The following is an 11,227-nucleotide window of genomic DNA, read 5'->3' as shown; positions in this document are numbered from 1 at the left end:
CAGGGCATCGTGTGCCCGGCCGCGGGGGGCGCCGGCCCGTCCGGTCCTCAGCGGCGGGTCACACCGAGCCCGGAGCGACGAGGCTCACCGCCGCGTCAGCGGTGTGACGGTGAGCTGGTCGATGACCGGCGCGTACGCGGAACGCTGGTCGTACGGGTTGTAGGTGTCGCCGTCGAAGTCGGGCAGTTCCTCCGCCGTGAAGGTGAGCCGGTTCGTGCCCTTCTTGAGGGTGACCGGGACGGTCAGCTCGCGGAAGTCGTTGAAGTGGAAGGTGGTAGGGAAGAGGACCCTGCGGATCGCGCCGCCGTTCACCGAGAGATCGGCGTGCCGGGCGATCGGGTCGGGGTTGTAGTGGGTGGCGGGCGCCTGCTCGGCGTTGGAATAGCGGATGGTCACCGCGTGCCGTCCCGCTCTGGCGGCCACCACGTCGACGGTGAGGGCGTTGGCGGTCCCGGCGCCGATGCCCGTGACGGACCTGCCGTTCGTGGCGAAGGTGTACGCGTCGGTCGTCGTCGCCGCTCCGGAGAGCGTTCCGTTCTCGGCCTGGTACACGGTCGGGATCAGGGTGCCCTTCGACGGCGCGACCCGCAGCCGGTCGAGCACGGTCCGACCCGAAGTCCCCGTGACGGTGAGCTTGTTGACGCCGCCGGAGAGGAACAGCTTGACCGTGTCCGTTCCCTTCCGGCCGCCTCCGACCGCCGGAACGTCGAGCTCTTCGCCGTTGAGCGACAGGCTCGCGCGTCCGCCGCCGAGGTGGTCGACGGAAACGGTCGACTCGCCGTCGGTGGGCGAGTACACCCAGAAGGTCGCCGAGGCGCGCTTCGGCAGCCGCACCGTGCCGGGGCCGGACGCACCGTGGCGGGTGTAGTCGGTCCGGGCTCCGGCAAGGGTGGCGTACTCGGCCTCGTAGATCGCCGGTCGGGTCGCCTGCGCATCGCGCAGGGACAGGTCGATCTTGTCGATGATGGCGTCGCCCTTGGTGACGCCCAGGTCCGCGTCCTTCGCGGCGAGCGTGAGGGTGTGCCTGCCGGCGGTCAGCTGCACCGTGGTGTCGGTGTGACCCCAGACCACCCACTTGTAGCCGAGCGGCAGCCGCAGTTCCTGCGGATCGGCGCCGTCCACGCGCAGGAAGACATTGGTGGGTCCCTGCTCCTTCACCAGGCCGTACAGGTTGTAGGAGTTGGCGAACACGCTCAGGTCGTACGTCCCGGTCGTGGGAACGTCGACGTCGAAGGCGAGCACCCCGTCCGAACCGGTGCGCAGTCCGCCGACGTTGTAGTTGCCGGACGTGGCGAACTTGCCGACGTCGGAAGGTGTGCCCTCGGGGCCGTTCCTGGAGTAGCCGCCGCCGGTGTAGGCGGCGTTCTCCGCCTCGTACGACGCGCGCCAGCTCACCGAGGGCGTGGCCGACTGTCCGCCGTTGCCGCCCGGGGAGAGGATGACCTGGTACGCGGACATCGCGTTCATCCCCGTCATCGGCAGTTTCACCGAGCCGTCCGCGCCGACCGCGATCTCCTGGTCGGCCAGTCGCATCGGCTGCGCCGAGTCACCGACCTGTCCGGTCCACGGGATCTCCTGGACGGTGGCGTGGACCGTCGTCCCGAACACGGCCGGGTCGACGTTCTCGAAGACGATGTCCGCGTCGCCGCTCTGGCCGCCGAAGAGCGCCCGGGACTGCTTCTTGTCCTCGTCGAGGGTGGCGACGCCCTGGAGGGTGTACTGCTGGTTGGGGTGCGGGGCCGTCACCTCGACGGTGTGGCCGGACATCTGGCCGTAGGCGTTGAACAGCCACCACTGGCCGTTGCCCTTGTTGGCCTCGACGGCCGAGTCGTTGAGGTTGCCGTCGATGTTCCAGTACGCCAGATCGGCGTCGATCTTGGACTCCTCGATGGCGGAGACCCACTGGACGACCTGGCCGGGTACGGAGAGGTGGTAGTTGTGGCCGTACTCGTTGACGTTGATCGGCAGGGGGCCGACGCCGACGTCCTTCTCCATCTGCCGGTACTTCGCCACGTTCGTGCGGACCGCGGCGGGGGACGACAGCTCGTGCCAGGTCATCACGTCGGGGACGACGTCATTGGCCTTGGCGTACTCCAGGAAGCCCCTGACCTGGTCGTAGAGGACGCTGGTGTTCGGCCCCGCGATGCGCGCGTCCGGGTCCAGGCCCTTGATGAGGTGGTACGCCTCCTTCCAGGCCGCGAAGTAGTACCGGGGATCGTTCAGCCAGGAGACCTTGTTGTAGCTCCAGCTGCCGGTGCCGAACATGTTCCCTTCGGGCTCGTTGAAGGGGACGTAGACGACATGGTCCTTGTAGCCGCCCATCGTCAGGACCTGCTGGACCTGCTTCTTGAGCTTCTCCTTGAAGTCGGCCATCCGCGCGGGGCCGTCCGCCCCCGGCCACTCGTACGGGAAGCCCCGGTAGATGTCGGTCATATAGATGTAGACGTCCTTGCCGCCCGAGTCCACGAACGAGGGCAGGATCTCCAGCGCGTCCGCACCGGGGTGCTGCGGACCGTCCTGGGCCTTGGTCGACACCGTGCGGACGTGCATGCCCTCGACCAGATTGCGGCTCGGCACCCCGTCGCCGTAGATCCCGTAGAGCGTGCCGCTCGCGCCGCCGTGGAAGGCGCCGGTGTCGGTGCCGAGATCGATGACCAGTCTGTCCGGCTCGGCTGCGCCGGCCGGGCCGGCGGTGGGCAGGGCGAGCAGGCCGGCCATCACCGCCGCCACCGTGGCGCCGGCGGCTGTCGTTCTCTTTCGTCGCACTGAGGTCTCCGTGGTTTCCGTCGTGTCCGCCGTGTCCGTGCGGGGTGGTGGAGAAGAACTTCACGGTCGAACCGGTTCGATATTGAAGCCGGAGCGGCCCGAGAGCGGCGGCGACGACTTGTGGCAGGCGTGCCGGAGAGCCCCGGAGCGGCCTGTCGAACCGGTTCGGGGAAGCTAGCACCGAGCAAAACGGTCAGCAATACTCCGGACCGAGTTTCCGGCTCGTCGAGAAAGTTCTGTTGCAGGCGTTGACACCTGTTCGCGGACGCTCCTAACTTCACTTCACGCGAACCGGTTCGACGCCCGGCTCGCCACTCGAACCGGTTCGACGAAGGAGCGCCGTGAACATCGGTGAGATCGCCAAGCGGGCCGGTGTCTCGCGGAGCACCGTGTCGTACGCGCTGAGCGGCAAGCGCCCGGTGTCGGACGACACCCGCCAGAAGATCCAGCGGGTCATCGACGAGCTGGGCTACCGGCCCAACGCCAGTGCACGGGCGCTGGCCAACGGCAGGACCAGCACCCTCGGCCTGGTCTTCCCGCCGGCCGGCAACCACTACACCGGAATGCAGCTGGATTTCATCGGCAGCGTCGTGGAGGCAGCCGCCGCCCACGACTACGACGTCCTGCTCTCCCCGAGCGGCATGGACAGCGACCGCTCGTTCCAGCGACTGCTGGGTGAGCGCCGGGTGGACGGCGCGATCCTGATGGAGATCAGACTGGAGGACGACCGGGTCGACCACCTAGACGCGCTGGACTTCCCCTCGGTGGCCATCGGCCGTACCGCACACCCGGAACGCGGCTGGTGGGTCGGACTGGACCACACCGCACTGGTGCAGGCCTGCGTCCACCACCTCGCCGACCTCGGCCACCGCCGGGTCGCCTTCGTCAACCGGCCCGAGCAGCTGCTACGGGCCGGGTACGAGTCCGCCCAGCGGGGACTGGACGGGTTCACCAAGGCCGCGGCGGAGCGCGGGCTCACCGTCCGGACGTACTGCTGCGGGGACGACGCCCCCTCGGGCCAGGCCTGTCTGGAGCGGATCCTGTACGACGACCCGGCCACCACGGCCCTGGTCACGCTGAACGAGGCCGCGCTCGGCGGCCTCTACCGGGGGCTGGCCCAGGCCGGCCGCCATGTGCCGCGCGACTTCTCCGTCACCGGGGTCGTCGCCGGCCGCTGGGCGGAGACGGTGACCCCGCAGCTCACCGCGGCGGATGTGCCGGCGGCCGAGATGGGCCGCCTCGCCGTTGACCTGCTCGTGGAGCGGCTCGACCACCCCGACGCGCCGCCCCGGCACCAGCTTCTCGCCCCGCCGATCTCGCTGCGCTCCAGCACGGGGCCCGCCGGTACCCCGCCCGCCGGCCAGGCAGCGGACGCGGGCATCGACGCGGCCTCCTGACCCTTCGAACCGAACCTCGTCCCCACCCGTTCCAGCGCGACTTCCCCTGCCGTCAGGGCCGCCCGACGTAACTCGGTGGCCCGGTTCGGCAGGCCCCGACACCCCCAGGCCACCCCTTCCCGGGCACCCCTGTGCCAAGAACCAAGAGGAACCCGCAATGAACACACCCGCCAGACGGCGCTTCACCGCCGCAGCCCTGACCGTCGTCGCCCTCGCCACCGGCACCACCGCGTGCTCCTCCGGTGGAAGCGGCTCCACGAAGGCCGAGGACAGCGGCACGTACACCATCTGGGACCCGTACCCGCAGTTCGACAAGACGTCGGCGTGGGCGAAGCTGCTGGACGACTGCGGCACCCAGGCCGGCGTGAAGATCAAGCGGACCGCCTTCGACACCAGCGACCTGTCGAACAAGGCGCTGCTGGCCGCGCAGCAGGACAACTCCGCGGACCTGCTCATCGTCGACAACCCCGTGGTGTCGACGCTGGCCGAGGCGGGTGTGCTCACCACGACCGACGACAACAAGATCGACACCTCGGCCGTCGACGCCAACCTGCTCGGCGCCGGCCAGGTGGGCGGGAAGACGTACGGCACCCCGATCGGCGCCAACACCCTCGCCCTCTACTACAACAAGGAGGTGCTGAAGGCGGCCGGGGTGGACATCGCCTCGGTCAAGGACTGGGACTCGCTGACGGCGGCGCTGGCGAAGGTCAAGAAGGCCGGCAAGAAGGGCATCACGTTCTCCGCGATCGGGACCGAGGAGGGCAGCTTCCAGTTCCTGCCCTGGTTCTGGGGCTCGGGCGCGCAGCTCACCGACGTGGCCTCGGCCGGCGCGGTGTCTGCGCTGTCGCTGTGGAAGGGCTGGCTGGACAAGGGCTACGCCCCCAACTCGGTCATCAACAACACCCAGACCACCAGCTGGCAGGAGTTCGCGACCGGCGACTACGCGTTCAGCGAGAACGGCACGTGGCAGCTCGCGAACGCCGCGAAGGCGGGCTTCGAGTACGGGGTCGTCCCGGTGCCCGCCGCCTCCGGAGGCAACGCGGCGGCCCCGACGGGCGGCGAGTTCGTGACCGTACCGGTGCAGGGCGACACCGCCCGATACGCCACCTCGCAGAAGCTCGTGACCTGCCTGACCAGCACCGAGAACCTCCTCGCCACCGACACCACGTTGTCCTACGTCGCGCCCACCACCGAGGTCCAGGACAAGCAGGTGGCGGCCGACGCCGAACTGCAGCCGTGGGTCGACGCGGTGAAGGCGGCCAAGGGGCGTACGAGCGACGGCCTGGGCACGAAGTACCCCAAGATCTCCGAGCAGTTGTGGAAGGCGGTCCAGGCCGCGCTGAGCGGGTCCCAGTCGCCGAAGGACGCGCTCACGGCCGCCCGGTCCGCCGTCAAGTAGCCATCAAGCAGCCGATGTCAGAGGCCCGTTGATGAACCGCACGACACACCCGCCGGACCCGCAGCCGGTGCGCGGGGGGACCGGGGCGGCCACCGCCGCCCCGCCCCCGGCCCGCGCGACGACCCGTCGCCGCACCGCCTCCCCGCAGTGGGCCGCCTGGGCGTTCCTCGCCCCGGTCACCCTCTACCTCGTCCTCTTCTACGCCTATCCGCTCTACCGCAACCTCGATCTGAGCCTGCGGAACTACACCGTCCGCTCCTTCGTCCAGGGCGACGCCCCGTTCACGGGCCTGAGCAACTACCGGGCCGTCCTCGACGACCCGACGTTCGCCCCCGCGCTCCTGCACACCGCGGTGTTCACCGCCGTCTGCCTGTTCTTCCAGTACGCGATCGGCTTGGCCCTCGCCGTCTTCTTCAACCAGCACTTCCGGCTCTCCGCGACCCTGCGCGCGCTGTTCCTCGTGCCGTGGCTGCTGCCGCTCATCGTGTCGGCGTCCACCTGGTCGTGGATGCTCAACAGCGACTCGGGTGTCGTCAACGCCGCCCTGCACGCCGTCGGCGTCGGGCCGGTGAACTGGCTGACCTCGCCGGACTGGTCGCTCACCTCGGTGATCATCGCGAACATCTGGATCGGCGTCCCGTTCAACCTGGTGGTGCTCTACAGCGGCCTCCAGTCCATCCCCACCAGCCTGTACGAGGCCGCCGCGCTCGACGGCGCGAACGCCTGGCAGCGGTTCTGGCGCATCACCTTCCCCCTGCTGCGCCCGGTGTCCGCCATCACCTTGCTGCTGGGGCTCGTCTACACGCTCAAGGTCTTCGACATCATCTGGATCATGAGCAAGGGCGGTCCGGCCGACTCGTCCACCACCTTCGCCACCTGGTCCTACCAGCTCGGATTCGGCAACCTGCTGCCCGCCTTCGGCCCTGGCGCGGCCGTCGGCAACCTGCTCGTCGTCGCCGCTCTGGTCTTCGGGCTGGTGTACATGAGGGTCCAGCGAAAGCAGACGGTGTCATGAACCTCCCCGCCCGACGCGGCGGCACCTGGTGGAAGACCGGCCTCGGTCTCCTGCTGACCGCGCTCATGCTCTTCCCGGTCTACTGGATGCTGAACGTGTCCTTCACCCGCGACCAGGACATGCGCAAGAGCCCGCCGGACCTGTTCCCGGTCAACGGCACCCTGGAGGGCTACCGGGCCGTCGTGGACCAGCAGTTGCCGTATCTCGGCACCAGTCTCGTCATCGGTCTGGGCACCGTCGTGCTGACCGTGGCGCTGGCCGCGCCCGCCGGCTACGCGCTGGCCAAGCTGCGCCCGCGCGGCGGCGGAATCCTGAACTTCGTCCTCCTGGCCGCCCAGATGATCCCCGGCATCATCATGGCGATGGGCTTCTACGCCGTCTACCTCAGCCTCGGCCTGCTCCAGTCCGTGCCCGGCCTGATCGTCGCGGACTCGACGCTGGCGGTCCCCTTCGCCGTACTGATCTTCACCGCGTTCATGTCCGGCATCCCCGGCGAACTGCTCCAGGCCGCGAGGACCGACGGCGCGGGACCGCTGCGCACCTTCTGGTCGATCGTGCTGCCGATGAGCCGCAACGCCGTCGTCACCGTGTCCCTCTTCGCGTTCCTGTGGTCCTGGTCCGACTTCGTCTTCGCGAGCACCCTCGCGGCCGGCGGCGCCCATCAGCCGATCACCCTCGGCATCTACCAGTACATCGGCAACAACAACCAGGAGTGGAACGCCATCATGGCCACCGCCGTCGTGGCCTCGCTGCCCGCCGCGGTGATCCTCGTCCTCGCCCAGCGGTACGTCGCCGCCGGTGTGACGGCCGGTGCCGTCAAGGACTGACGCTCCCCCCTCTTCGTGCCGTAGACACCCCGTTGAAGAAACGAGTCACGCCGCCATGACCGCCGCCTCGTCCGGCCCTGCCTTCTCCGTCCACGACATCCCGTTCAGCATGCACGGATCCTGGTTCGGGATCTCTCCCGTGCTCGCGGAGAAGACCCGCGCCGAGGACCTCCACCTCGTCTCGCACCAGAACGGCATGCACGCCGTCCTACGGTTCGTCCCCCTCGATCCGGCGACGGGCGACCGGGCGGAGACCCGCGTCCAGGCGTCACCGAGTCTGCTCGGCTGGACCGGTGGGGGCGGGCGCGTCGACCTCGCCTACGAGTCGCCGGACACCGTGCGCCTGCGCGGCACCGGACTCGCGCTGAGCGTCAGCGCGGCGGCGCAGGCACTGACCCCGTTCAGCGGTACGTACTTCTTCCACGACCCGGCAGCCGACGCCCATGTGTTCACCTCGTACGAGACCGGGCGCCGCTACCGCATCACCGTGCTGGCCGGCGTCGTGGCGGAGGTCTCCGGTGCCCAGGCGCTGGGCGGCGGAGACCGCGGTCTCACGATCTGCTCCGGCGCCGACGGTAGTTGGGAGGCCGCCGTCGAGGAACTCGACACCGCACGACCGCCGTACGTCTCCTCGGCGCCGTTCGACGAGGTGGTGGCCGCCGCGCGGCGTTCCTTCGCCGCGTTCGTCGACACGGTCGCCCCCTGGCGCTCGCCGAGCACCCCGGCCGCCGAACTCGCCGCGTACGTCGTGTGGTCCGCGACCGTGCGCCCCGCCGGGCTGGTCAGGCGACCGGCGGTGCTGATGTCCAAGCACTGGATGGACAAGGTGTGGAGCTGGGACCACTGCTTCAACGCCCTTGCCCTGGCCCCCGGTTCGCCCGAACTGGCCCGGGACCAGTTCGCGCTGCCCTTCGACCACCAGGACGAGAGCGGGGCCCTGCCCGACTCGGTCACCCACTCCGAGATCCTCTACAACTTCGTCAAGCCGCCCATCCACGGCTGGGCCTTCGGCCACCTCCGCCGACGGCTGCCCGAGCCGCTCGGCCAGCTGGAACTCGCCCAGGCATACGGCATGTTGAAGCGCTGGACGGACTTCTGGCTCACCGCGCGCCGAGCCGCCGACAGCGCCCTGCCCCACTACCAGCACGGCAACGACAGCGGCTGGGACAACGCCACGACCTTCGACCCCGAGCGCGTGCTCGTCAGCGCCGACCTGGCCGCGTTCCTCATCCTGCAGATGCATGAACTCGCCGACCTGGCCGTTGAGTTGGGACGCTCCGACGACGCCCGCCACTGGACGCGTACAGCTGACGAGACCCAGGCGGCCATGCTCGACCAGCTGTGGACGGGGGACCGGTTCGTCGCCCGTTCCGCCCACGGTGACCACTCCTGGAGCAGCTCCAGTCTGCTCGACCTGATGCCCATCGCGCTGGGTGAGCACCTCCCGGAGGACATCAGCGCCGTGCTGGCCGAACGCATCGAGACCCACCTGACCGATCACGGCCTGGCCACCGAACTGCCCGCCTCACCGCACTACCTCTCCGACGGCTACTGGCGCGGCCCGATCTGGGCCCCCGCCACCGTCCTCATCGAGGACGGCCTGCGCCGCGCCGGCCACCATCGCCTCGCGGACGAGATCAGCGCCCGCTTCCGCACCCTGTGCGAGACCCACGGCTTCGCGGAGAACTTCGACGCCCTGACCGGCAAGGGCCTGCGCGACCGCGCCTACACCTGGACCGCCAGCAGCTACCTCCTCCTCGCCGAAGCCCACGAACTCCGTACCGCCGAGTCCCTCGCGGCCACCGGCGACTGAAGACCGCCCGGGCCGAGCCGCGCCCAGGCATCACCACGACACTCGGGAGACCCGCAGTGCGTACACCTCGCGTACCTTCCCCGACCGGACGGGGGCGCAGACAGGGCCGTACAGGGGCCCGCCGCCTCCGCCTGCCCACCGCGCTCGCCGTCCTGCTGACGTCGCTCGCCGTCGCCACGCTCCCCGGCACCACGGCACAGGCCGCCGACACCTCCGTCACCGTCGACTTCTCCACCGCCGGGGGCGCCCCCGCCTATCGCGCATCGGGCACCATCTACGGGATGTCCGAGAACGGTTCGCTGCCGCAGGAGCACTTCTACACGGACATCAAGTGGAAGTTCATGCGGGCCGGCGGCGCCCAGCTGGACAGCCCCGGCGGCTGGGTCGCGGGCAAGTACGACCGCCGCTGGAACTCCACCCTGGCCCAGTACAACCGCACCAAGGCACTCGGCGGCAGCTTCGTCATCCTGCCGCACGACCTGTGGGGCGCGGACGGCACCACCACCCCCACCTACCCCGGTGACGGCGGGGACTGGACGAACTTCGACGCGTTCTACACACGGCTGCTGTCCGACGTGGTGGCGGCGGGCATGACGGACATCCAGTGGGACATCTGGAACGAGCCGGACTGCTCGCTCTTCTGGGGCTCCGGGCAGACCCAGTACCTGGAGATGTGGAAGCGGGCCTACCAGAAGATCCGGGCCGCCATCCCGGGCGCGGTCGTCGTGGGGGCGAGCACCTGCGGCAGGCCCACGAGTTCGAACACCTGGTGGAACACCTACCTCGACTACGTGAAGGCCAACAACGTCGAGCCGAACGTCTACAGCTGGCACGACCTCCCGGGCGACCCGGTCGCCGACGGCAGCTCCCTGCGGTCCAAGCTGTCGGCCCGGTCGATGACGACGAGCCGCTCGTTCCAGGTCAACGAGTACGGCAACACGGACGAGCAGAACCCCGGCCGCGGCGCCTGGTACATCTCCCGTCTGGAGCGGGCCGGAGCGGACGGCCTGCGCGCCAACTGGGCCTCGGCCGGCAACCTGCACGACTTCGAGGCGAACCTGCTCACCAAGACCGGCACCCAGTACCTGCCGCTCGGCGAGTGGTTCATGTACCGCTACTACGGCTCGCAGTCCGGCAACATCGTCAACTTCATCCCCGGCACCAACACCGACGGGCTCGCGACCAAGGACAACACCGCGAGGAACGCGAAGATCCTGCTCGGCAGCAACGGCAACACGGGCACCGTCACGGTCAACCTCAACCGCCTCGACACCACGTCCGTCGTCGAGAACGGCCAGGTGCGCGCGGTCCTCCAGCGCATCCCCAACAACGGCGGCGCAGCTGTGACCGGCCCGGTCACCGTCTCCGACCAGACCCTGACCGTCAGCGGCAACGCGGCCTCCGTCACCGTCCCCTGGACGAGCGCCTCCGACGGCTACACCCTCACCCTGCTCCCGCCGTCCGACGCCACCGTCTCCACGGTCGCCGTGAGCCAGAACAGCGGCCAGTGCCTGGACGACACCGGCCGCAGCACCGCCAACGGCACCCAGTACCAGCAGTACCACTGCGAGGGCGGGTACCAGCAGATGCTGGACCTGAAGCCGGTGAGCGGCAAGACCAACACGTACACCGTGGTGAACGAGTACAGCGGCAAGTGCCTGGACGTGTCCGGGGCCTCCTCCGCCGACGGCGCCGCCGTCATCCAGTACACCTGCAACGGCGCCGCCAACCAGCAGTTCACCCTCAACCCCGTCACCGCGCTCGGCAACAGCCACGACTACCAGCTGGTCGCCGTGCACAGCGGCAAGTGCGTCGACGTCAGCAATGTCTCTACGACGGCCGGCGCGCTGGTCCACCAGTGGACCTGTGACGCGGCGAGCGTGCTGAGCACCAAGAAGAACCAGATCTGGCGGCTGCTCGGCAAGAGCTGACCGCACGCGTCGGGGGCCGGGAAACTCCCGGCCCCCCCCCAGCAACGAATATGACACCTCTTAAAACCCAAAACCCAAG

Annotated in this window: 7 protein-coding genes; 6 read left to right on the top strand and 1 reads right to left on the bottom strand. The window is 69.5% G+C overall.

Features of this window, described 5'->3' with window-relative positions; translation table 11 throughout:
- Nucleotides 1-84: 84 nt before the first annotated feature.
- Nucleotides 85-2,718, bottom strand: coding sequence for a cellulosome protein (locus ACWD4O_RS48340; RefSeq protein WP_451289523.1), 2,634 nt, complete (start codon nt 2,716-2,718; stop codon nt 85-87).
- Between the two features lie 389 nt (nt 2,719-3,107).
- On the opposite strand from ACWD4O_RS48340, the gene ACWD4O_RS48335 reads away from it, so the two are divergent.
- The 6 genes from ACWD4O_RS48335 (at nt 3,108) to ACWD4O_RS48310 (ending at nt 11,148) form a co-directional block, all read left to right on the top strand.
- Nucleotides 3,108-4,163 carry a LacI family DNA-binding transcriptional regulator gene (locus ACWD4O_RS48335; protein ID WP_451289522.1) on the top strand — a complete coding sequence of 352 codons (1,056 nt, stop codon included), beginning with the start codon at nt 3,108-3,110 and terminating at the stop codon, nt 4,161-4,163.
- Nucleotides 4,164-4,320: 157 nt separating this feature from the next.
- Nucleotides 4,321-5,562: a sugar ABC transporter substrate-binding protein gene (locus ACWD4O_RS48330; RefSeq protein WP_451289520.1), complete on the top strand. Its 1,242-nt coding sequence runs from the start codon at nt 4,321-4,323 to the stop codon at nt 5,560-5,562.
- 31 nt (nt 5,563-5,593) lie between these two features.
- The gene (locus ACWD4O_RS48325; protein WP_451289518.1) at nt 5,594-6,577 is read left to right on the top strand and encodes a carbohydrate ABC transporter permease; all 984 of its coding nucleotides are present in this window, start codon (nt 5,594-5,596) and stop codon (nt 6,575-6,577) included.
- Nucleotides 6,574-7,404 (top strand): carbohydrate ABC transporter permease, encoded by an 831-nt coding sequence (locus ACWD4O_RS48320; protein ID WP_451289517.1) that lies wholly within the window; start codon nt 6,574-6,576, stop codon nt 7,402-7,404. The genes ACWD4O_RS48325 and ACWD4O_RS48320 overlap by 4 nt, the downstream gene beginning before the upstream one ends.
- A 55-nt stretch (nt 7,405-7,459) precedes the next feature.
- Nucleotides 7,460-9,217, top strand: a complete 1,758-nt coding sequence (locus ACWD4O_RS48315; protein WP_451289515.1) for an amylo-alpha-1,6-glucosidase — start codon at nt 7,460-7,462, stop codon at nt 9,215-9,217.
- 56 nt (nt 9,218-9,273) lie between these two features.
- Nucleotides 9,274-11,148 carry an RICIN domain-containing protein gene (locus tag ACWD4O_RS48310; RefSeq protein ID WP_451289514.1) on the top strand — a complete coding sequence of 625 codons (1,875 nt, stop codon included), beginning with the start codon at nt 9,274-9,276 and terminating at the stop codon, nt 11,146-11,148.
- Nucleotides 11,149-11,227: the final 79 nt, after the last annotated feature.

It is taken from the genome of Streptomyces sp. NPDC002623, from assembly GCF_053592635.1.
The sequence above is the reverse complement of the archived record's forward strand: the minus strand, read 5'-3'. Positions and strand labels throughout refer to the sequence as shown.